Raw genomic sequence first — 22554 nt, 5'->3', positions numbered from 1 at the left:
TAGAATTATATCTTAATTATGAGTGCCTGCCAACGAAAATCTCATGAAATTTTTAATCAGGAATAGTCAAAAAAACAAGGACGCCTAATGTCCTTGTAAGTTTAATCGGTATATGAACCATAGATTGAGACTGGCGATCACTAAATAAATGGTGCCGATCTTGGGGCCAAAGAGCCCGAAATACGCAAAAGTTCCTAGCGAATAAACGATAAGTTCTAGGATTAGTTTTGCATTTCCAGTCAGGACTGTCGGAGACTTGGGAGCACCGTATTTCGCCCAGACAAATGTAATAATTATCGCTAACGTAGCAAAGATTATTTTTTGATACAGGTTTTTTTTGATAAAAGTTCCACTGACAATTCCTCCGACGGTTACAACTTCTAATAAAAAGCGAATACCTAAGATAATACTAGACAAGGGGACAACCTCCAATGAATTTTAATTTAAATAAAATACCCATTTATCGAGTTGATTAAAGTATAAATGCGATCGCCACGAAAAGATAAGTCCAGCGAATATCTTTTTGACAAAGAAGATAGAGACATCCGGCGACTATTGAAAAAAAGATCGTATACAACCCACCACTAAATCCTTGAAGTAGAAAATGAATCAGCCCCCAAGTGATCGCAAGTAATAATCCTCCACTAGGAAATCGCTCCGATAGCCTAAATTGAGACTCGAAAAATTTCTGACCAAACGCAATCACTAATACAATTAAGCTACATTCGGCGAAATAATAGAGTAGGCGAACACTAAAGGCGACCATACTTTTATTTAGTTCACCATTGAATTCGACAACTGGTTTAAACCCGCCAAAGCCGATTGTAGAAACCACAATCACAGCAAATACTAAGCTGACAATTAGTACAAGGTTTTTCTTTTCCAGCGGCCGAGAAATGCTAAAAACATCAAAGTGAAAGCGACTCTTCGCATAATAAATCAAGAAAAGAGAGACGGCTGACCATAAAATTGCCGTCAACACAGCGCTTAAAACTAAACTCAATCCACTGATGACCATCCCGAGAATTAATTCCAAACTAAACCCTGCAAATGCATAGAGTGCCAACCATAAAAAATCGACTGGCAAAATCTTTTTTTCTTTTTCCAATTTGGTTCCTCCAAGTATCTTTTTATATAGTGTATCAAGTAGTTAAGAGATATTCACCAATAAAATGAATAAATCCAAAGTAAACAATGAGAAAGATTCGGAGTATTTGTAAAACTTTAGATTTCAAAAAAGACGCTCCGCAATTTAGCTCTTTACAGCGGTTCTTATTATCCGCTACACTTGAATTGTGATTTGTTGAACGATGCTGCTTTTGTTGTGAAATACTAGGGGGGTGGGAACGATGCAGGAAATTATGACTGCTTTTACATGAATGTGAACAAGTTCATACTTAGAAGTTTCTAAGAAGCGCAAAATGTTTCCTACTCAATGGCGTCTTTCCCTAATCTTAGGGAAAATTGTTCACAATAAGAGGAGAAATAGCAATGATTTATTTAGACAACTCCGCAACAACTTTAAAGAAACCTGATGTAGTGGTTGAGGCAGTAATTGCTGCGTTGCATCAATTTGGGAATTCTGGACGTGGCGTTCATGAGGATTCCTTGAGGTCATCTGAGGTGATTTTTCAGACGCGCCGTTCGTTGTGTCGGTTATTCAATGGAGAGCAGGCACGACAAATCGTACTTACTTCAGGTGCGACAGAAAGTCTAAACCAAGCGATCGAAGGCTTACACACAGGGAAGGATCATGTCATCACAACTGCTTTAGAGCACAATTCTGTTTTGCGTCCGCTTTATCGATTGCAACAAGAGAAGGGCTTGGAGTTAACGATCATCCCAGCTGATGAAAAGGGCCGATTAAATTATGCTGATTTTAGTGTGGCAGTAAAAGAGAATACAAAGTCAATGATTGTTACTCATGCATCCAATGTAACCGGCAATATAGTAGATTTGGAGAAAATTAGCTTAATTTGCCGGGAAAAGGACCTTCATTTGATTGTTGACGCTTCCCAATCGGCAGGGATACTGCCAATTGATGTACAAGCGTTAAATATTGATCTGCTTTGTTTTACTGGGCACAAAAGTCTCTATGGACCGCAGGGAACCGGCGGATTGTATGTGCGTCCAGGAATTTCAGTGCGTCCACTGAAGGTTGGCGGAAGCGGGATTGATACATTTAATTCGCAGCATCCAGGGATTTTTCCAACGGCTTTAGAGGCGGGGACATTGAATGGCCATGGAATTGCTGGACTAGGTGCTGGTGTCGACTATATTTTGGAACAGACAATCGAAAAATTGAACAAGAGAACTAACTATTTGACCCAGTTTTTTTATGAAGAAGTGTCAAAAATCAATGATCTGATTGTCTATGGCGATTTTACAACGAAGAATCGTTGTCCGATCGTGTCAGTGAATCTTGGTAATAGAGATTCTGCAGAAATCAGCGATTTGTTGGCTCATGATTATGGAATTGCCACGCGTTCCGGTGGTCATTGTGCCCCGTTGATGCATGAGGCGCTGGGAACGAAGGAACGAGGAGTTGTTCGTTTTAGTTTTTCCTCCTTTACGACTGAACATGAGATTTTGGAAGCAGTTAAGGCTTTACAAAAAATTAGTCAAAAGGGGTAATATTCAATGGCAGATAAAAAGATGTACTTAACAGTTGGGTTGGGATTTGGTCTCATCGCTATTTTACTGGCCTACTTTGGTAATCCTGCAAATATGGCAATTTGTGTGGCTTGTTTTATTCGTGATATTGCTGGATCAACCAAGCTTCATGGGGCTCCGCCCGTTCAATACCTAAGACCAGAAATTATTGGAATTATTTTTGGTGCGATGCTAATGGCGATTCCACGTAAAGAGTTTAAAGCAAGAAGCGGTTCTTCTACTGGAACGCGTTTTTTACTAGGTTTCATGATGATGATCGGTGCATTGGTTTTTCTAGGTTGTCCGCTTCGTATGATTCTTAGAATGAGCGGTGGCGATTTGAATGCCTATGTTGGCTTGATTGGTTTTGTTGGCGGGGTATTGACGGGCAGCCTCTTTTTGAAGCAGGGTTATACTTTGGGGAAACCACAGGATACGAAAACAACTAGCGGCCTTATGGTTCCAGGCTTCTTTTTAGCTTTATTTGTTTTATTTTTGATCGTTCCATCATTGTTTGTCGTAAGCAAAGAAGGTCCAGGAAGTATGCACGCACCGGTAATGATTTCATTGATCGGCGGGTTAATCTTTGGTGGCTTGGCACAATTATCCGCAATTTGTTTTTCTGGTAGTATTCGTGATATCTTTTTAATGAAGAATTTTAATCGAATCACTGGTGTGCTGACTTTATTCGTTGTTGTTTTAATTTATAACTTTGCGACAGGGAATTTTCATTTAAGCTTTGTGAATCAGCCCATTGCGCATACCGAACATCTTTGGAATATTCTTGGTTTGTATGTGGTTGGCTTTGCTGGAGTATTGCTTAGTGGTTGTCCGCTTCGTCAGTTAATTTTGACGGGTCAAGGTTCTTCGGATGCCGGAGTAACAGTGATTGGAATGTTAGTGGGTGCAGCTTTTGCTCATAACTTTGGCTTGGCTTCTTCGGCAGAAGGAACCACTAGTTTTGGTCGAATCGCAGTCATTTTATCTATTGTATTACTATTTATCATTGCCTTTACCAATTTAGAGAAAAGGCTGCGTTCTTCCGCAAATTAAACAAGTGAGGGGCAAGTTATCATGTCAAAAGAATGGATGATCGTTACTTTCGAAACAGAATATGACGCCTTACAGTTTGCTGATTTATGTAAGCCAGCGAAGATAGAAGGTCGTTTGATGCCGATCCCGCGAAAGCTTTCCGCTGGCTGTGGCATTGCGTGGCGTTCGGAAGTTCTTCTTGAACAACAAATTCAAGAACTTGTCCAGCGGCATGCAGCGGTGCTTTCTTGTGAAGTCGTAAAAATTAGCTTATAAAAAAAAGAACCTGATCAAATTCAGGTGTTCTATTTGATTGATCCCATGTTGTAGAGTCATTCGATTGTGATAAGAGCAAAATAATACTGTTAAAAAAGATACGCCTATTTTTGAAATAGGTGTATTTTTTTCAATAACTTTGAAAATTTCAAAAACAAATTAATGACCGTTGATGCAATCTATACTATAATATGAGAAACTATCAATGAATTTCTAATCTAAAAAACAGGATTCTAAGAATTTTTACGAAATGAGTGAGACGATGATTGATACGAAGGTCAAAGAATTAGAAGAATTAGTCACTACCATGCGCCGCGAATTGCACCAGATTCCTGAACTAGGTTTGCAGGAGAAACAAACGGCAGCATATATTCGAAAAAAGTTGGCAACCTTTGGTGTCACTGAGACGTATGAAGTCATTGAAACAGGTACGATTGCCGTCTTGCGCGGAACCAAGCCGGGTAAAACGTTGGCCTTTCGCTCAGATATTGATGCGCTGCCAGTAGAAGAACAAACGGGCTATGAATTTGCTTCAAAAACGCCTGGCAAAATGCACGCCTGTGGTCACGACGGACATATGGCTACTCTACTAGGTTTTATTGCCTTTTTACATAAGCATCCGGAAAAAATTCAAGGAACCCTTGTCTTTGTCTTTCAGCCGGCTGAAGAAGGACCGGGCGGAGCGGAATTAATCATGAAGTCCGGTATTTTACAAAAGCTAGGGGTAGAAGAAATCGTGGGACTGCATGTCTTTCCCGATCTTCCAGCAGGGAAAATTTCTTGTCGGCCAGGGCCAATGATGGCACGTAATGCCGAGGTGACCATCACAATCAAGGGAGTTAGCACACATGGGGCACAGCCACAGCTCGGAGAAGATGCAATTGTTGCTGCTGGCGGTGTGATTACTGGGTTGAATAGTATTTTAGCTCGAAATATCGGACCACTAGATAATGTAGTGTTGACCTTTGGGACGATCCATGGTGGAGAGGCGATGAATATCGTTGCTAAGGAAGTTGTTTTACATGGAACGATGCGGGCCTTTGATGATGCAGTATATGATGAAGTCGTTCGACGGACCAAATTAGTCGCCGGAGAAATCGCTAAAGGCTACGGCTGTGAGGCAGTGGTTGATTTCAATCATATGTATCGAGTGGTCGATAATGATGCTGAAATGGTGAAGAAGCTAGAAAAGGTTGCCGCGGATTATTATGTGGAAACACCGCCGTATTTAATTGCAGAAGATTTTTCTTGGTATCAGCAAGAAATTCCGGGAATGTTTTTCTTCTTAGGAATTCGTGATGAAGAGAAGGGCTATACGTATCCGCTCCATAGTGGAAAAATGAAATTTGATGAAGTGAATCTCTTACTAGGAATTCAAACTTATGTGAATTTGATTGCCGGATTAAACGATAATTAATTGAGGGGGCTTATAATGGAAATTGAAACAAAAAATGGTCATTTAATGTGGGATGGCTGCGATACTGTTGCTTTAGCAGAGAAATTTGGAACACCGCTATACGTGTTTTCGCAAACTATGATTGAAAAGAAGTGCCAAGAGCTGCAACGGGATTTTGTTGAAAAATATGAGAACGTTCGAGTGGCCTTTGCTAGTAAAGCTTTTTCAACATTAGCAATGCTAAAAATTATTGAAAAACAAGGCTTTTCTTTAGATGTTGTTTCTGACGGTGAATTGTACACGGCGATCAAAGCTGACTTTCCCGCTGAGCATATTGAAATGAACGGCAACAACAAATCAATCGAAGAGCTAGAAATGGCGATTGATTACGGTGTTGGACGAATCATTATCGACAGCTTGCAGGAAGTCGATCTGATTGCGGCAATCGCCAAAGAAAAACAAAAAGTGGTAGACGTTTTGTTCCGTATTACACCGGAGGTTAATGTTCAAACCCATTCATTTATTTCGACGGGCCAAAAAGATTCAAAATTTGGTATTCCGATTGATGAGACGATTTTATTCCCGCAAATCGAACATGCGATTGAAACACCAGAAGTGAATTTTTTAGGCTTCCATTTCCATGTAGGCAGTCAATTATTTGATAATCATGCCCACTTAGCAGCGGTAGAAATTGCTTTAGATTTAGTAAAAATGGTGAAAGCGCGTTTTTATTATACGATTGAGGAATTGAATTTTGGCGGCGGCTTCGGTGTTCGTTATACGGATGCAGATCAGCCAAAACCCTTTAGCTATTTCACTGATCCCATGATGGAGAAAGTACTGGCTTTTTGCGAAAAGGAGAACTTTCCGCAGCCAGCGGTTGTGATTGAGCCAGGCCGGAGCATTGTGGCTGAAGCTGGAATCAGCTTACACAAAATCGGTGCGATTAAAGAACTTCCGGGATTGCGAAAATATGTCAGTATTGATGGCGGAATGACCGACAACATTCGTCCAGGTCTTTACGAAGCGGAATATACAGGAATTTTGGCCAACAAAGCAGATGTTAAAGCAACGGAAAAAGTGACCGTGTCAGGCAAAGCCTGTGAAAGTACCGATATTTTGGTGAAAGATATTGATTTACCGACGGTTGAAGCAGGCGATCTGTTCGCTACTTTTTCAACGGGGGCTTATGGCTATTCTATGGCTAGTAATTACAATAAATTAGCGATCCCAGCTGTGGTATTGACCAAAGCGGGTCAAGTTGAAATTATCGTTAAAAGACAGACGTTGGATCAGATCATTCAAAATGAAGAAATACCGGAATTTTTGAACTAGAAATTCTTGAAATGAGGCGGATGAATGGAAATTCCATTTTATAAAATACAAGGTGCTGGAAATGATTTTATTTTGATTGACAATCAAACCCTTGCTCTTTCCAGTGCCCAGTTAACGACATTTGCGGCTCGGGTTTGTACCCGTCGTGTTTCAGTTGGGGCAGATACGTTGATTGCAGTAGAGGCGGCCCGTGATTCTGGCGATTTTTATGCGCGCTTCTTCAATGGAGATGGATCGGAAGCCGAAATGTGCGGCAATGGCGCTCGCTGTGTGGCGCGCTGGGCCTTTGAGACAGGCATAGCTAAAGAAAAAATGATCATTGAAACGATCGCAGGCAATGTGCCAGCAGAACGTTTAGACAAGCGGACCTATCGTGTTCAATTGAACTCACCGACCGTTTTCGAAGCAGATAAAACGATTCAGGTTGATGGAAAAGCCGTAACCGTCGACTATGTTGAATTGGGGAATCCAGGGATTCCACATTTAGTTGTTCACATCCCCGACTTAGCTATGACCGAACTAGAATCGATCCTTGATTTTGCGAGAAAATTGAGAAATCATCCCGCTTTTGAAAAGGGCGCCAATGTGAATTTCTATGATCTGTTATCTGATCAAACGGTAGTGGAGCGTACTTATGAACGGGGCGTAGAGGATTTCACTTTGGCCTGTGGTACCGGTACAGGTTCAACAGCGTATGCGTTGACTAAAAAAGGTCTGGTCAAAAGTGATCCAGTTGTGATTGAAGTTTTAGGCGGACAGCTTCAAGTGAATGTTGTCGAGGATGACCTTTATTTAATCGGTGATACGAATATGGTCGTCAAAGGAACAATTTTAGATGAAGATTTAGCGTAAAGAAGGATGGCCAAGTTTGGTCATCTTTTTTTACGCTAGTTATAAATAGTCTTAGAAGGGACTTTTTCGATGATTGCGGGTTAAATCTTGTTTATTGACGCAGAAATTTGTAGGACGTATCATGAGATGAATAGAATTACTTAGGAGGCTGACATGGAGAAATTTAAAAAGATGGTGGCAATCGAGCCAACCAAATTATTACCTGAATGGGATGAAAAACTCAAAGAGCTAGCGGAAGAAGCGATTTTTTATGAAGACATACCGACGGATACGGCAACGATCATCGATCGAATTGATGACGCGGATTGTGTAATGTTGAGTTTTACCAGTTTCATTGATAAGGAAGTCTTGGATGCTTGTCCGAATATTCGTTATATTGGGATTTGCGCCAGCTTGTATGCGCCAGAAAATGCGAACGTAGATATTCTCCATGCAGAGAAAAAAGGGATCGTGGTAACAGGTGTTCGTGATTATGGCGATGAAGGCGTGAAGGAATATGCCATCAGTGAGCTGGTTCGCTTATTACAAGGTCGCGGGCCTGCGATGTGGAAGGATGAACCGATGGAATTGACTGATGTCAAAGTCGGTATTGTGGGCATGGGAACAGTCGGCAGTTTATTGGCAAAAACTATGAACTTTTTTGGTATGGATGTTAACTATTATAGTCGAACACGCAAACCTGAAATTGAAAAAGAATTGGATATGACGTATTTATCCTTAGATGAGCTGTTAGGTAAGGTAGATATCTTGATTACCTGTTTGAATAAAAATGTTGTTCTATTAGATGAAGCGGCATTTAAAAAATTTGGTAATGGAAAAATTTTGATGAACGTATCGATTGCTCCATCTCATGAAGTGCCAGCATTAAAAAATTGGTTGGCTGAACCTGGGAACTATGCGTTTAGCGACACTGAAGCGGGATTAGGTGAAGAGGTAATCGGTTTGCCAAATGTTTTTGCTGGTAAAACCAATGCTGGACTGACTTCAATGGCAAAAGTTCGCTTGGCTCAAAAAGTCATTGCTAATATTGAGGAATTTCAAGCAAATCATTAATGGGGATTTTATGAAGATTCAAGCGCAATGTCGTTTGGGTCTTTTTTAACGTCCAAGTATATGTGAAGAAACATCACGTGAAATGTTGCTTTTTTCAAATTATTTTTATCTCATGTCATATAATATTACATAAGTTATTGAAATTCCCCTGAAAACTCGCTATGATAATAAAAAATGATGGTTGCGCGTATTGAAAAGAAATGGGGAAAAGAGATGGAATATCAATACTTAGTACAGGTAGAAACGGTTGTTGGAGAAATGACGGAGGAAACATTCACTACTTATCGCGAAGCGCTCTGCTATGCAACAAATTATGCAAAGGTCAAGATGAGTAGAGTATTTCGATCTGGTGAAATACTACATGAATTTAACTATTAAGCATTGAGTCCATTTGGTTTCAAAAATGCACGTAGAGTTGAAAAAAGGCTTTGCCACTATGGACGAAGCCTTTTTTTTCGTACTTGAATGACATTTCCTGCAACAAAAATCAGAATACCCAGCCAAATAAAGGCAAAGGCAATAAATTGAGGCAAGGCGTAGGGCTCATGGAATAGAAAAACTGCCATCACCAGCATAATTGTCGGGTTCACGTACTGGATGAAACCTAACGTAATATAGGACATTTTTTTAACAGCTGTTGCAAAGAGCAGCAGAGGGATCGCAGTCACCACTCCAGCACCCATTAATAGTAGATTCGTGCTCAATGAGTAATTCATGAAGCCAACCGGTGAAAGGAAAAATAAATAAATCAGGCCGATTGGCGCGATGATTAATGTTTCTAAAGTAATGCTAGTCGCAGAACTTAGTTTTAATTGTTTTTTTGTTAAACCATATAAGCAAAAGCTAGCTGCGAGAAAAAGCGAATTAAAGGGAAAAACACCGGTTTGGATCGTCAATAAAACAACTCCGGTCAACGCGGACAGGCTTGCCAATTTGGCTTGTTTTGATAGAGGCTCTTTTAAGTATAAAGCGCCGGCTAAAACATTTAGCAATGGGTTGATATAGTAGCCCAGACTTGCTTGCTGAACCTGCCCAACCGATACCGTATAAATGAAGATTCCCCAATTTAGTGAGACAAAGATCGCTGCCATAATAACGGCAAGAACATTTTTTCGATTTTTTAAAAGTGCTTTGACTTCTTGAATGAAGGTGGACATTTTTTGTAATACCGTCATATAAAGCAACATAAAAACCAACGACCAAATGATTCGATAAAACAAAATATCAATAGAGCCGACACCGCCTAATAATTTCCAATAAAGCGGAAGAATACCCCAAAGAATATATGCACTAAATCCATAAATTAACCCTGAATCCTTTTTCATCCGTACCTCCTTGATTGAATCGTGTTTTATTATTTTAACACAAATCATTAAGAGAGAATTTGAAAAATTAGGATTTGATGATCATTAAAGAGAACACTGTTTAAGATTAAATTACCGATCTTGTGCTTCTTTGATTGCTTTGAAGGCATTAATACCAAAAGAAATCATAAAGAAGAAGCTTGCTAATTTTAAGATTGTTCCTGATTGAAAGGCAAAGAAAAGTGAGACAAACAGATAAGAAAGAGCTAGATAAGTGTACATATTATTGAAGCTTTTCGGTTTCATGAGGATCACCTCTTTAGGGGAGTATATTCTTTTATAGGATCTCCGTCAAAACAACGAACTGGGAGGAGCTGCTTTCACCAAAAGTAAAGTGAAAGTCTTTGAAAATGGGGTTAAATGTGTAGGATTTTAAAGTTATCAAAAAAGGAGAATAAGTATTTTCTGACAAAAAAGAAAACACGGAGGCCGGTATATAGACTACTTAGTATGAGAACGACTATCGAAATTCGATACTCCGATCTAAAGGAGTGAACGATTCCTTTGAAAGCACCAATGGAAAGTAAATCAGTTAAAAACTTTCCAAAAGTAAAGTCAGCAATTAATAAACCACCCAATAGTAAAGTGAATGAGACATATACCGCTTGAAGAGCAAACTCGAGACTAATCCATTCTGTTGTTTCACCAATAAAACTCATGGTTAGAAAAGAGGGTCGTTGATCATTTGCTAGCTGAAAAAATAATCTGCGAATCCCACTGACGGTATTGATAAAAAAAAGAATCGCAATCAACAACGAAATAAACTTAAAAAAAGTCAGAAACATTCCACTTGGGGAAATAAGATTTGCAATACCTATCGATCCCATGGAAGCAGCTTCATTAACTGTGTAAGTATACCAATGAGAGATAAATAAATGCATGTTCAAAAAGAAATATGACAAAAAAGCAAGCAACAAAATTAGAATACAGGACAGGGTCATTCCTGAAGTTCGAATTACATTCTTACTAGCGTTTTGAAAAACATAATAAGCTTTGATCAAATTTCTTCTCCAATCTAATTTTTTTAATAATTTGAAGTATTCTCAATGATTTCAACCAAGATAGATAAAAACAATATATCTAAGCACAAAATGTATCGAAAAGGGATCTGAAAATGAGAGTAGCGAAATAAAAGAGAAAGTAATTTCACAAATAGCTTTCCAATTGCCAAGCAAGTATTCGAAATACTTTCCAATAATAAAGTAATTATTAAAATTGCTATTCTTCAATTTTATAGTATTTTTCCGATTTTAAAACAGCGCTAATAAGATAGATAAAAAACAGTAAAGAGGGAACTGCAAATAGAACAATCGCCAACGAGCTCTTTGTTGCGGCGTTCAATATCAAATAAAGAAAAATAGCGATAACTATCATATAGATCCCGCCAGCAAAGGCACATCTGCTAGCTATTTTACTGATGGTCTTAAAATCAACTAGTTGTTTTTGTTTTTCAGTCAGATTGTTATAACCAGCAATAAGCGTTCACCATTTTTGATGGGCAAACTGAAAGCTGCAAACAAAAAAGAGAATGGATAGAAAGAAAATAAAACAATAAAATAAAAAAATCAGCATAAGGTTTACTCCCTTGTAAGTTCTGGTGCTTTAGCCGTCCATTCCATCAAAAATTCCATTTCATTTGTTTCAGGCTCTTTTTGTTCTTGAAGAATTTTAAAATCTTGCTTCAAATAAAATTGAACAGCCCGCTCATTTTTTTGATAGACGGACAAGGTTAATTTCGAGTGCTTTGCTTTTATTTTCGCTACTAATTGTCCACCGATGCCTAATGATCGGTAGTCACTTAACACAAAGATTCCAGCGACATACGTATCAATTAGTCCAAGAAAGCCGACGATTTTGTCGTTATGATAATAGGCATAAAGTTCAGCAGTTGGAAGGGTCTCTTTGACTGTCTGATAATTTTCGAGCCAATAATTTTGGTCAATAAAAACGTGCGCCTCTAAGTTACTCTTTAACCAAATAGAGGCAAGTACTTCTAAGTCCGTGTCAGTGATCGTTTCAAGCAATTGAATCATAATAAGCTCCTAATTCTTCATAGTAATAAAGATCAGTTTTTATCAGCTGATTTAAAAAGCGGTTCTTTTGCGTTTGAGTAATAGTCCTTATTTAATTTATCCTCTGATTTGACACCCAATAAGGAAACGAGCATCGGACTGAACCCTAAAATACCAAGAACTATCGCTAAGGGAATATAAACACGCTTTTTTTCAAAAAGAGATCGTTTGTTTGCCATGGAAAATGCTCCTTTTCCATCATTGTAGACTAGAGATAATTTGATGGCAAAGTTTTTTTGATAGACTAAAACGCCTCTATCCAACATAGATAGAGGCGTTCGTTATTTAAGGGTTATCCAATCTTAGTCGTTCCGCTGCCAATATGAGCGACATAGAAGTCCGGAGCGTATCCAACGATCTCCATGTATTTATCATAGACCTTGTTTTTGAAGGTTGGGATTGTTTCTTCTTTTACGACCGCGATCGCGCAACCACCAAAGCCGGCACCAGTCATTCGGGCACCAAGGACACCGTCTTGTGCTTGTGCCGCATCAACTAAGGTGTCTAATTCGATCCCCGTTACCTCGTAATCGTGACGAAGCGAATAGTGAGAGGCATTCAATAATTTTCCAAAGGCTTCTAAATTGCCCTTTTCTAATTCCGCTTTTGCCTCTAATGTCCGTTGGTTTTCAGTCACCGCATGGCGCGCCCGGCGAATCAAGGTGTCGTCACCGATCAGATCAATATTTGCTTCGAAGGTGGCTTCATCCAGATCGCCTAATGCTTGAATGTCCAGTTTCCTTTGTAGACGAGCAAGTGCTTCCTCACATTCGCTGCGACGTTCATTGTACTTGGAATCGGCCAGTTCGCGACGTTTGTTGGTATTCATGATGACAACCGCATACCCATCCAGCTTCACTGGAACCATTTCATATTTTAGTGTATTAGTATCCAACAAAATTGCTTGATCAACATCACCGAAGCCGATAGCAAATTGATCCATAATTCCTGAGTTAACGCCAATAAATTCATTTTCGACTTTTTTTCCTGTTTGAACTAGTTCAAGCCGATCGGTCTTTAAATCAAACAAATCTTCTAAAACCACACCGACCAATAATTCTAAGGAAGCACTGCTGGATAGTCCGGCACCATTTGGAATCGTTCCTTCGACCAATAGTTCAAAGCCATGCTCGATTTCATGACCAGCATCCTTCAGTTTTAAAACCATGCCCTTTGCATAGTTGGCCCAGTTATCTTTTTTATCGTAGTCTAATTGATCGACATCAAAGGTGATGACACCAATATCTTCAAAGTTAGTGGAATAAACCAAAACTTTCTTGTCTTCTCGCGGAGCCGCTACACCATAGGTACCGTAAGTGATGGAAGCAGGGAAGACGTGACCGCCATTGTAATCAGTATGTTCACCAATCAGATTGATCCGTCCAGGTGAAAAGTATTGGGTCGTTTCTTTTGGTCCAAAAATCTCAGCAAATTTTGTATTTAATTCGCGTTTAATTTCCATGAGTATTCGCTTCTTTCAAGATTATTTTATAGTCAGTAATTGTTTCAAATGGTTCGTTTGCAGGTAGGGTGATCGAGCCAAATTCAGGAAACTGTTCTGCTCCGGGAGCAATTTGTGTTTCAAAGGTAATGCCGCCGTGGTGAGCGAGTTTTTTTCCTTGCATCATCGGTCCGTCCTCACCAAAGTTAGCAGTGAAGATAACAACACTGGAAGAATCTGTTGAAACAATTAGTTCAACACTTCCATCCGGGCTAGTTAGTGTCGCTGCAGGTTTGTTCAAGTCGCTTTCTTTTAAGAAGAAGGGGTGGTCCAAACCATTACATAGATTTTTTTGTTCGAAATCACTAGCGAAGAGGTCAGTCAAAGTTGTTTCCGTTTGAAAATCAAATGGTGTATCAGTGACATTCATGATTTCGCCAGTAGGAATGGTATCTGGGCGAAGAACAGCGACAGAGTCACTATTTAACCAGAGCTTGTGTTCGTCGATTGCTTGGGTAGCATCACCTGTCAGGTTGAAATACACGTGATTGGTTGGATTAAACAAAGTTGTCTGATCGCTGACCGCTTTTGTAGTCACACGCCAAACATTTTCATTCGTCAGGGTGTGACGAACCTCGACTCTCAAATTGCCAGGGAAACCATGTTCACCATTCGGGCTAGTCGTTGTGAAAATAACGGATGCCTCCTGATCGCCATTTTCGATCGTGTAGTCCCATTTTTTTGTTTCAAAGCCAGGTTTGCCGCCGTGTAAGGAATGACCGGTTTCAGGGTCAATGGCTACTTGATAAGCTTTCCCGTCAAGTGTGAAGCGGCCATTTTCGATTCGACCAGCCGTTCGACCGATTGATGCGCCGATAAAGGCATCCTTTTCTAGATATTCCTCAGCTGAATCAAAGGCTAAAATTAGTTCTTTGTCACGTCCAAGGCTGACGATGCGTGCGCCTAGATCAGTTACCGACAGGTGGAAACCGGATTCATTTTCGATCGTGATTAATTGATAGTCTTTGCCGAAATCTTTTTTTGTAATTTGCATATAAAAACCTCACTTTTTTGTAATAGTAAATTTGTCATGTCCTACTAAGTTTAGCGATTTATTGATTCAGTGACAAGGACTAAAGTTTCAGCATTCACCCTTGAGTTTAATGTAACAAGAAATCGCTTTCTTTCAAACGTATTTCTGTGACGAGTATTTAACTTTTTGTTGCATTTTTAACCAATAATAGATAAAAAGACCCGCTAATGAGCAGGTCTTCTACAAGAATCGCTAAGATAAAAGAGGAGCAAGGCGCATAAACCTAGAATGAAAGAAAAATTACCAGCATAATCATAAATAAATCATACCTTTCCAACCGTGTTATCAGGACAATAACAATAAACGGGCAGATAGCAGTTGTAAAAACTTGTAATACAAATGGTCTATTCTCAAAATCCATGCATAGTGGTTTGTCAGTAGTAACCATAAGACAAGCAAAATCACTGCCTGGGAACTTCTTTCCGTTAAGTGACCGGATAAAACAGTCATAAAATCAGGCTGAAAATTCCAGCTGTGACTAGCGGAACGAATAGTGTGAGCTTGGAAAGTAGTCCGCCGATTTTTTGGGTTTTTGCGTAGCGGGTTAAGGTACTGGATTTTTTCGCTAAGTAAAAGTAGTAGAAAACTAACAAAAGAAAAATAATTGAAATCAACAACTGATCCTTCCTTATTCATAAGATAGAAATAACTTCAAGATACAGATACTTTATACATACCACGATATGAAACTAGCAAAGGGAAACTGTTACCATTTTCTTCGATAAATTTTCCAAAGCTCCTTTAGCAGCCAGATAAACAGAACCGGCATCATAACAATCAAGAATAACAGAAAAATTTCCCGGTAAGAGAGGTCATAATCAATGAAGGGATTGTTTTTTTGCAAGAGCAAGGTGCTAGGGACGATTAGACAGAGTAGAATCGCTTGAGCAAGTTCCTTTAGACTCGTTTTCAAAAAAATCATTCCTTTCTTGGTTCAAGAAAGCTTTTTGATTTTAGCATAGCATGAAAGCAGGAGTGATTGATTCATTCACCAATAGTTTTGAATACAAGCAAAAAAATGGGGGATTTTCATGTATAATTTAGAATGAAATCAGAAATGGAGGAGCATGTAATGGAGCAGGCAATTTTTTTAAAAAAGGAACAACGTCAATTGAAAACTGATCTCCATTTTGATTATTGTGGCATTTCAAAAACGTTGCCTTTTCATGCTTTTGGACCGGCGATTCGACAGAATTATACCTTGCATATTGTCATGGAAGGGAAGGGAACCTATCAGGTCAAAAATCAGCACTACCATTTGAAAAAAGGGGATCTATTTTTGATTCGTCCAGGGGAGTCGACCTTCTATTTAGCTGATGGAGAAGATCCTTGGATGTATGGCTGGCTCTCTTTTGGCGGTTCGGCCGCGGATGAGATTATTCGGCATTCGCAATTTAAAAAGGAACAATACACGATGGTCTCTTCAGATACGCAAAAATATATTGAGACAATCTTGGCTTGCTTGCCCTTTGCTGAGAATACGTTAACGTGTGAACTGCATTTAAATGAATTGACCTATCGCTTTTTAGCTACGCTATTAGAAGATGGGGGAAGGAGTCATTTAGGGAATAAAAAAGTTTATTCCCCATTGGCGGTGGCGACTGTTGAGTATATCGAGGCTCATTATGCGGAGCATTTAACTGTTGAAGAAATTGCGCATCAGTTAGCAGTCAATCGCAGTCATCTATCGCGAGTCTTTCGAAACCACATGGATATTAGTATCAAAGATTATCTGTTAGGAGTACGGATTAACCGAGCAGCGTTTCTACTCTCCATGACAGATGAAACCGTCGAAAGTATTGCCGAACAAGTTGGCTTCAATAGTCTTGTTGTTTTTAGTCGGATGTTTAAAAAATTGACTGGTGAAACGGCCACTGCTTACCGCAAGCGAATGAAAAATGAAAACTTTAAAAATGTTTCGCTAAGTGAGCTAACCAATCAATTGGAAAAACAAGCGGTGATAAACCGAGCCACTTAGACAAGAGAACGTTTACAAAAAAGAGGTGTTATTCTATACTTAAATATATAAGTATAGAATTTTTTTTGACATAAATTGTTTATTTTTGTGAATCCGATCACTTTTAGAATTGTTAGAATGTATGACAAACATGGAAAAAATGAATGGGAGGGATCCAACCATGAAAAAAGCAAGTGAAATGACTATTGAGGAGCTTGGTGCGTACATTGATCAGTCGGTGCTGAAGCCAGATTTTACGGAAGCAGAGATTCGTCAATACATTCAAGAAGGAATTGATTACCACTGTGCAACGGTTTGCGTGAATCCAGCTTCGTTGGATATTGCAGCAGAAATGACCAAAGGAACGGACACTAAGATTTGTGTTGTTTGTGATTTCCCGTTTGGAACGAGTACAACGGCTTCTAAAGTGATTCAAGCAGAAATGTATTGTCAGCGTGAAGATATTTTTGAATTAGATATCGTCGCAAATTTTGGCTGGATTCGCAGCGGGAAATATGATGATGTTACCAAAGAGCTGAAGGTAATCGTGGAGACTTGTCATGCACATGATACAGCTGTGAAGGTAATTTTTGAGACGGATACGTTAACCGAAGAGCAAATTCGTCAAGCCTGTGAATGTGCGATAGCAGCGAATGCTGATTTCGTTAAAACAAGTACCGGTTTTATTACTGGTTATGAAAGCAAAGGAGCGACCAACGAGGTAATTCAGATCATGATGGATCAATGTAAAGGACGAATCAAGATCAAAGGCAGTGGGGGAATTCGCACGCGGGAGCATTTCTTAGAGTTGATCGATATGGGCATCGACCGCATGGGTATCGGCTTCAAATCAACACCAGTCGTTTTAGGGTTAGATAAATAATATGGAAGAAAACTTACTTTTTGAAAAACGAGCAGATTTTCGCAGGTGGCTCACGGAAAATGCAACAACTAGTGGTGGTGTTTGGCTGGTCTTTGGCAAAACGAAGCAAGTAAAGACTTTAAAAGCTGGCGAAGCATTGGAAGAAGCCCTGTGTTTTGGCTGGATTGATGGGGTAATGAAAAAGGTCGATGATGATTCGTATCTCAAATATTTCGCTGCACGACGTAAAAATAGCAAATGGTCTGAAAAAAATAAAAAAATCGTAAATAAACTGGAACAGCAAGGGTTAATGACCGATCTAGGGCGTGAAAAAATTACAGAGGCCAAGCAAAATGGTCAATGGGCGAATGCCACCAAACCATCGGCGATTACGGAGGAACAAATTGCGGAAGTCGCGACGTTATTGAAGGAAAATGCGGAGGCCTCAAAGAATTTTGAAAATATGCCGCCGTCTGTCAGAAAAACCTATACGCGTGCCTATTTTGATGCCAAAACAGACGCTGGAAGAAGCAAACGGCTCGCGTGGATGATGGACCGCCTAGAAAAAAACTTAAGACCAATGTAACGAAACGCTGGAATCAATTTAAGATTCCAGCGTTTTATCGTGTTTGATATAAGTCGACAATTCTTTTTGATAATTTTGCCAGTCGGCTTCTCCAGTGTTCAGATACTGGGCTAATAAATAGCCAATATAGGGACCAGTAGTCAATCCTGAGGAGCCAAGCCCACTGGCAACCAGCAGTTGATCCGTCAACTCACCAAAGAAGGGAGCAAAATCAGAAGTATACGCGCGGGTGCCGACGCGATAATGAAAAGGTGCAGCTAATAGCTTCTCGGGTTCAAACAGGAACTCACGAGCACTATTCGTAAGTTGCGCAAAGGCTTCTGGAGTTTCTGACAAGTCCCAAGCGGCTTCATTTTCGTGAGTCGCTCCTAGTAAGATTTTGCCATTTTGGAAAGGAATTAAATCGGCTTCACCATCCAGCATGGCAACAGGGAAATCACCGCTGGTCTTAAAGGCTGTTTCAAAAACCAAGAGCTGTCCTTTTTGTGGACGCAAATCCACTTGATAACCTAAAGGTGCCAACAAGTCCTTCAAATGAGGGCCGACAGTTAAGATAATTTGATCAAAGGTTGCTTTATTTTCACCGTAGCTGACTGTTTTTTCATCTGTTAATTGAACACGTTGGGAAATAAACGTCACATTTTTTGCTTCTGCAAGTTTACGCATCCGAAGCAAATAGGCTTTTCCATCTAAACGGCCGCCGCCACTGATTTTCAGAGCAGGCAATGGTTTTAATAAGGGTAATTCTTGCTGCGTTTGTTCTCCAGAAAGCTGTTCAATTGTACCGATTTCTGGTGCGCTTTTTTTACGTTCTTCAGCTAGTCTTTGCAGTTCGACTAATTGTTTGTCGGGACGTAAAAGCAACGTGCCGGATTGCTGATAAATCGTGTGATCTAATTGGAAATCTTGGATCAATTTTGGGAAGAAAGAAGCACCATCTTTTGCTAATCGATACCATTGTTTGTTTCGACGTTTGGATAACCAAGGTGAGATGATCCCTGCACTGGCTTTGGTGGCCTGTCCTGTTGGTTCATCAAATATGGTGACTTGATATTTTTTTTGTTCTACATAATTTGCGAGCGTCATTCCAATGATGCCCCCGCCAATAATTGCGATTTTTCTCATAGAGTTTAAATTCCTTTTCTATCTTAAATGGACTTGACCATATGATCATATCACTAGTTTGCGAAAAATGCTTTTGGGATATTTTATGTGAAAATAGTATCAAATCGCCTTTTTGGTAATCAAATCCATTTAAATAAAGCTATTTCTCTATAAAACTAAAATATTTTACTTTACCTGTCGTAGTAATTGTCGTACAATGATTACAACGACAGATGAAGTAATTTCAGGAGGTGGCAAAATGATTTCGAGCGATGGGATTCGCGGGTACAATGACGTCATCATTTTGTCCGTGTTGAAGGATGGCGATTCTTATGGCTATGAGGTTTCCCAAAAGATCCGAGCTGTTAGTGAGGAAATCTATGTCATTAAAGAAACGACGCTCTACTCGGCGTTCAACCGCTTAGAAAAAAACGGCTATATCCATTCTTATCCAGGAGAAATTACCCATGGAAAAAAACGAACGTACTATCATATTACTGATAAAGGTCTGGCTTTTTTAAAAGAGAAACGAGACGAATGGAAGCAAACCAAAAAAGTTGTGAACCGATTTATGAAAGAAGGGTAAAAAATGGATACTATCAAAAATTATGTGGAGACCTTATTTCTAGAGTTTCCGAAGACAAAAGAGGTCTTACGCGCAAAACAAGAAATTTTAACGATAATGGAAGATCATTATCTGGCTTTATTAGATGAAGGAAAAAGCGAGCATGAAGCAATTGGGCAGGTCATTAGCGAGTTTGGCTCTATCGACGAGCTGCGGGAGGAATTAGAATTCGCGACGCGTGAAAGGGAACCAGAGAACGGGATTGAAGAAGAGGAAATGTATGACTATCTAACCAATCGTAGAAAAGATGCGAGAGGATTGAGTCTAGGAATTAGCGGCTGCCTGCTAGCTGTGGGGGCATTAATCGGATTAAGTGTTTATGGTGCTGAAATGCTGGGGCTACTATTATTCTTTGTTACTATAGCGATTAGTGTTGGGGTTATTATTTATAATGGAATGCAATTTTCTAAAAATAACCGAATGTTGAATGATCGTTATATTCCGGCACATCTGAATATGGAAGCACAAAAATTGAAGCAAGGTTATCAAAAAAGTTTTCAAATAAGTCTCGTCTTTGGTATTTGTTTATGTGTATTAAGTGTCTCTCCACTTTTCTTTTTCCAAATGTTCACTTATGCTGAATATGGAATGCCCTTCATGTTTCTATTTTTAGCGATCGGAGTTTTCCTGATTATTTACGGCAGTATCATTTACAGCAGCTTTGATAAATTTATCAAAGAAAAGTATTTTATTGCTGACGAGGATGAGTTGGGACCGAATGCGATGCAAGCTAAGTATGGTGATGCAGCGCGTACCAAGCATTTACTTGAAAGAGTTTATTGGCCGATTGTTGTGATGATTTACTTTGGCTGGTCCTTCATGACTGGATCGTGGGGAATGAGTTGGATGATTTTTGTAATGGCCGGTATTTTCTATAGTGTCGTGGAGGCCATTTTCGTAAAAAAGTAGCATAGGTTTTATAAGTTGAAAGACGTTCTGAGCATAACAAGTTGCTCAGAACGTCTTTTTAGGTTGTCATCTTATTTTACGCGGTGTTTATTAGGACATTTTTCTAACTGAATCTTTATTAGTAAATGATTGACAAAAAATCAAATTAAACTTAAACTTAAAACGAACATACGTTTGCTTTTTTTAGGAGGTGGTTTGATGAACATTTACGAGGGAGAACCTGTCAGAGATGTTTTCTGTATGGACTCCAAAAGCTTTTATGCCAGTGTGGAGTGTATTGAGCATAACTTAGATCCGTTGAACGATCTATTAGTTGTGATGAGTGGGGATCGCGAGAATGAGGGGTTGGTTCTAGCGGCAAGCCCAATGGCAAAAAAAGTTCTAGGCATCAGCAATGTTAGTCGGGGCTTTGAAATTCCGAACCATCCCAATCTTCATATCGTGCCGCCGCGAATGACGCTCTATATTCAATACCACATGCGCATTCAGGAGATTTTTCGTTCGTACATGGCAGAAGAGGACATTCATACATATAGCATCGACGAACAATTTGGTGATTTGACCCACAGTTGGAAATTATTTGGTAAAAGTTCGGCGGAAGTTGGCAAGCAGATTCAGGAGGAAATTATTGAGAAGGTGGGGATTTATACCTCATTAGGAATGGGGGACAATCCTTTATTAGCCAAAATCGCGATGGATAATGAGGCCAAGCATACTAAAGAGCGGTTTGCTCAATGGCATTACCAGGATGTACCTGAGAAAATTTGGCCGCTTCGCTTAAGCGATTTTTGCGGAATCGGCAATCGGATGGAGCGCCGCTATCAAATGATGGGCATGTATACCATGGGTGATTTGGCCCATACTGATCCGTTTGTTCTGAAAAATCAATTTGGAGTAATGGGGATGCAACATTACATGCATGCTTGGGGGATTGATCGTTCCGTTCTTTCGCAAAAGGACTTGTATCCTACTAAGGAAAAATCAATTGGCAACTCACAGGTTTTACCAAAAAATTATGCTCATAAAGGTGATATTCTAACTGTTATCGCTGAAATCTGCGAACAGGTGGCGCAACGATTACGTAAAAAAGATGTATTAGGGGGAACCCTGCACTTAGGGATTGCCTATGCGTATTTTGGCAGTGGAAAACGCGGAGGCTTTCATCACCAGTTGAAAATTCCGCCGACCTATCAAGCTCGCGAACTGACAAAAGTAGCTTTTGCGTTGTTTGAAAAATACTGGGACCATTCTGAAGTTCGCAATATTTCCATTACGGTATCTTCTTTACGTCCAGCCGGAAATTTGCAATTAAATTTGTTTGAAGACCCTGATCAATCAATCAAACAAGAAAAAATTGATGAAGTCATTGCACAAATTCGCAGTCGCTACAAATTCAGTTCAATTGTACGAGCACATTCGTTAAATGAGGGTGCAACAGCAATTAAGCGAGCCGGCTTAGTCGGTGGCCATGCGGGTGGAATGGAAGGAATGGATTAGTTATGATCTACGACGATGAAAGTGCAGAACGCCTATTCATGGAGGCCAAGCAGGTTTATCAGGATCGCGGGATGATAAAGTGGATCGGTTTTTATCTTTCGGATCATACAGCCGTATTGAATAAAGAGTCAAAAGCACGAAATCACATTAATGTCGAGAAAGAACAGATGACCTTGGAAGAAATTGGTGAGGTTCTGCAGCAGGCGTATTTGCAAAATAAGCGAATTGCTGTTCAACTGGAGGCCTTGGACGATGAGGGAAACTATTTGGATGATTTAGTGGGAAGGCTCATTGGACAAAGAGAAGAACAAATCTATTTAAATGTAGAGGAGCGAGGCGCAGTTCATTTAGCGATTGAGCAAATTCACCATGTTGAAATTTTAGGTCCAAAGAAAATTCTGAATCAAGAGATTACTAAATAAAGACTGATTTCCACAAAAAACCATGA

The 22554-nt window shown here is 39.7% G+C and carries 27 protein-coding genes; 15 read left to right on the top strand and 12 right to left on the bottom strand.

What is annotated here, in order from left to right; translation table 11 throughout:
* Nucleotides 1–84: 84 nt before the first annotated feature.
* Both IGI44_RS17025 and IGI44_RS17020 read right to left on the bottom strand, forming a co-directional pair.
* Complete coding sequence (locus IGI44_RS17025; RefSeq protein ID WP_438789137.1) at nucleotides 85–417, bottom strand: YrdB family protein; 333 nt, start codon at nucleotides 415–417, stop codon at nucleotides 85–87.
* 55 nt (nucleotides 418–472) lie between these two features.
* Entirely contained in the window at nucleotides 473–1108 is a 636-nt protein-coding gene (locus IGI44_RS17020) for a hypothetical protein (protein ID WP_438789136.1), read from the bottom strand.
* Between the two features lie 383 nt (nucleotides 1109–1491).
* On the opposite strand from IGI44_RS17020, the gene IGI44_RS17015 reads away from it, so the two are divergent.
* From IGI44_RS17015 to IGI44_RS16980, 8 genes are all read left to right on the top strand, one after another.
* Entirely contained in the window at nucleotides 1492–2634 is a 1143-nt protein-coding gene (locus tag IGI44_RS17015; protein WP_438789135.1) for an aminotransferase class V-fold PLP-dependent enzyme, read from the top strand.
* A 6-nt stretch (nucleotides 2635–2640) separates the two neighbouring features.
* Nucleotides 2641–3705 (top strand): YedE family putative selenium transporter, encoded by a 1065-nt coding sequence (yedE, locus tag IGI44_RS17010; RefSeq protein ID WP_438789134.1) that lies wholly within the window; start codon nucleotides 2641–2643, stop codon nucleotides 3703–3705.
* 21 nt (nucleotides 3706–3726) lie between these two features.
* Entirely contained in the window at nucleotides 3727–3960 is a 234-nt protein-coding gene (locus IGI44_RS17005; protein ID WP_438789133.1) for a DUF3343 domain-containing protein, read from the top strand.
* A 262-nt stretch (nucleotides 3961–4222) separates the two neighbouring features.
* Complete coding sequence (locus tag IGI44_RS17000) at nucleotides 4223–5377, top strand: M20 metallopeptidase family protein (RefSeq protein WP_438789132.1); 1155 nt, start codon at nucleotides 4223–4225, stop codon at nucleotides 5375–5377.
* A gap of 15 nt (nucleotides 5378–5392) precedes the next feature.
* Nucleotides 5393–6691, top strand: coding sequence for a diaminopimelate decarboxylase (gene lysA, locus IGI44_RS16995; protein WP_438789131.1), 1299 nt, complete (start codon nucleotides 5393–5395; stop codon nucleotides 6689–6691).
* A gap of 24 nt (nucleotides 6692–6715) precedes the next feature.
* Entirely contained in the window at nucleotides 6716–7543 is an 828-nt protein-coding gene (gene dapF / locus IGI44_RS16990) for a diaminopimelate epimerase (protein WP_438789130.1), read from the top strand.
* Nucleotides 7544–7696: 153 nt separating this feature from the next.
* Nucleotides 7697–8596, top strand: a complete 900-nt coding sequence (locus IGI44_RS16985; protein ID WP_438789129.1) for an NAD(P)-dependent oxidoreductase — start codon at nucleotides 7697–7699, stop codon at nucleotides 8594–8596.
* A gap of 174 nt (nucleotides 8597–8770) precedes the next feature.
* Nucleotides 8771–8974 carry a hypothetical protein gene (locus tag IGI44_RS16980; protein ID WP_438789128.1) on the top strand — a complete coding sequence of 68 codons (204 nt, stop codon included), beginning with the start codon at nucleotides 8771–8773 and terminating at the stop codon, nucleotides 8972–8974.
* Nucleotides 8975–9030: 56 nt separating this feature from the next.
* On the opposite strand, the gene rarD is transcribed toward IGI44_RS16980, so the two are convergent.
* The 9 genes from rarD to IGI44_RS16935 all read right to left on the bottom strand — a co-directional run bounded on the left by rarD (nucleotide 9031) and on the right by IGI44_RS16935 (nucleotide 15479).
* Nucleotides 9031–9921, bottom strand: a complete 891-nt coding sequence (rarD, locus tag IGI44_RS16975; protein ID WP_438789127.1) for an EamA family transporter RarD — start codon at nucleotides 9919–9921, stop codon at nucleotides 9031–9033.
* Nucleotides 9922–10032: 111 nt separating this feature from the next.
* Nucleotides 10033–10206, bottom strand: coding sequence for a hypothetical protein (locus IGI44_RS16970; protein ID WP_438789126.1), 174 nt, complete (start codon nucleotides 10204–10206; stop codon nucleotides 10033–10035).
* 110 nt (nucleotides 10207–10316) lie between these two features.
* Nucleotides 10317–10961 carry a hypothetical protein gene (locus tag IGI44_RS16965; RefSeq protein WP_438789125.1) on the bottom strand — a complete coding sequence of 215 codons (645 nt, stop codon included), beginning with the start codon at nucleotides 10959–10961 and terminating at the stop codon, nucleotides 10317–10319.
* A gap of 217 nt (nucleotides 10962–11178) precedes the next feature.
* Nucleotides 11179–11436 (bottom strand): hypothetical protein, encoded by a 258-nt coding sequence (locus IGI44_RS16960; RefSeq protein ID WP_438790288.1) that lies wholly within the window; start codon nucleotides 11434–11436, stop codon nucleotides 11179–11181.
* 101 nt (nucleotides 11437–11537) lie between these two features.
* Complete coding sequence (locus tag IGI44_RS16955) at nucleotides 11538–11993, bottom strand: GNAT family N-acetyltransferase (protein ID WP_438789124.1); 456 nt, start codon at nucleotides 11991–11993, stop codon at nucleotides 11538–11540.
* A gap of 32 nt (nucleotides 11994–12025) precedes the next feature.
* A complete protein-coding gene (locus IGI44_RS16950; RefSeq protein WP_438789123.1) occupies nucleotides 12026–12211 on the bottom strand; it encodes a hypothetical protein in 186 nt (61 codons plus the stop codon).
* 113 nt (nucleotides 12212–12324) lie between these two features.
* Nucleotides 12325–13494 (bottom strand): galactokinase, encoded by a 1170-nt coding sequence (locus IGI44_RS16945; protein ID WP_438789122.1) that lies wholly within the window; start codon nucleotides 13492–13494, stop codon nucleotides 12325–12327.
* Nucleotides 13484–14527: an aldose epimerase family protein gene (locus tag IGI44_RS16940; protein ID WP_438789121.1), complete on the bottom strand. Its 1044-nt coding sequence runs from the start codon at nucleotides 14525–14527 to the stop codon at nucleotides 13484–13486. Before IGI44_RS16940 ends, IGI44_RS16945 begins: the two co-directional genes overlap by 11 nt.
* Nucleotides 14528–15272: 745 nt before the next feature.
* Entirely contained in the window at nucleotides 15273–15479 is a 207-nt protein-coding gene (locus tag IGI44_RS16935) for a hypothetical protein (RefSeq protein ID WP_438789120.1), read from the bottom strand.
* Between the two features lie 159 nt (nucleotides 15480–15638).
* On the opposite strand from IGI44_RS16935, the gene IGI44_RS16930 reads away from it, so the two are divergent.
* The 3 genes from IGI44_RS16930 to IGI44_RS16920 all read left to right on the top strand — a co-directional run bounded on the left by IGI44_RS16930 (nucleotide 15639) and on the right by IGI44_RS16920 (nucleotide 17971).
* Entirely contained in the window at nucleotides 15639–16544 is a 906-nt protein-coding gene (locus IGI44_RS16930) for an AraC family ligand binding domain-containing protein (protein ID WP_438789119.1), read from the top strand.
* A gap of 160 nt (nucleotides 16545–16704) precedes the next feature.
* Nucleotides 16705–17406: a deoxyribose-phosphate aldolase gene (deoC, locus tag IGI44_RS16925; protein WP_438789118.1), complete on the top strand. Its 702-nt coding sequence runs from the start codon at nucleotides 16705–16707 to the stop codon at nucleotides 17404–17406.
* A 1-nt stretch (nucleotide 17407) separates the two neighbouring features.
* A complete protein-coding gene (locus IGI44_RS16920; protein WP_438789117.1) occupies nucleotides 17408–17971 on the top strand; it encodes a YdeI/OmpD-associated family protein in 564 nt (187 codons plus the stop codon).
* An 18-nt stretch (nucleotides 17972–17989) separates the two neighbouring features.
* Here IGI44_RS16920 and IGI44_RS16915 read toward each other — a convergent pair whose 3' ends face one another.
* A complete protein-coding gene (locus IGI44_RS16915; protein WP_438789116.1) occupies nucleotides 17990–19096 on the bottom strand; it encodes an NAD(P)/FAD-dependent oxidoreductase in 1107 nt (368 codons plus the stop codon).
* Nucleotides 19097–19334: 238 nt separating this feature from the next.
* Between IGI44_RS16915 and IGI44_RS16910 the strand changes: the two genes are divergently transcribed.
* The 4 genes from IGI44_RS16910 (at nucleotide 19335) to IGI44_RS16895 (ending at nucleotide 22528) form a co-directional block, all read left to right on the top strand.
* Complete coding sequence (locus IGI44_RS16910) at nucleotides 19335–19661, top strand: PadR family transcriptional regulator (RefSeq protein WP_438789115.1); 327 nt, start codon at nucleotides 19335–19337, stop codon at nucleotides 19659–19661.
* Nucleotides 19662–19664: 3 nt separating this feature from the next.
* On the top strand, nucleotides 19665–20609 hold the full coding sequence (locus IGI44_RS16905) for a permease prefix domain 1-containing protein (protein ID WP_438789114.1): 945 nt from the start codon (nucleotides 19665–19667) through the stop codon (nucleotides 20607–20609).
* Nucleotides 20610–20807: 198 nt separating this feature from the next.
* Complete coding sequence (locus IGI44_RS16900) at nucleotides 20808–22106, top strand: Y-family DNA polymerase (protein WP_438789113.1); 1299 nt, start codon at nucleotides 20808–20810, stop codon at nucleotides 22104–22106.
* A 2-nt stretch (nucleotides 22107–22108) separates the two neighbouring features.
* On the top strand, nucleotides 22109–22528 hold the full coding sequence (locus IGI44_RS16895; RefSeq protein ID WP_438789112.1) for a hypothetical protein: 420 nt from the start codon (nucleotides 22109–22111) through the stop codon (nucleotides 22526–22528).
* Nucleotides 22529–22554: the final 26 nt, after the last annotated feature.

Origin of the sequence: Enterococcus sp. DIV0756, assembly GCF_051710745.1 — a bacterium.
GTDB lineage: Bacteria > Bacillota > Bacilli > Lactobacillales > Enterococcaceae > Enterococcus_A.
This window is presented reverse-complemented; position numbering and strand designations above follow the sequence as displayed.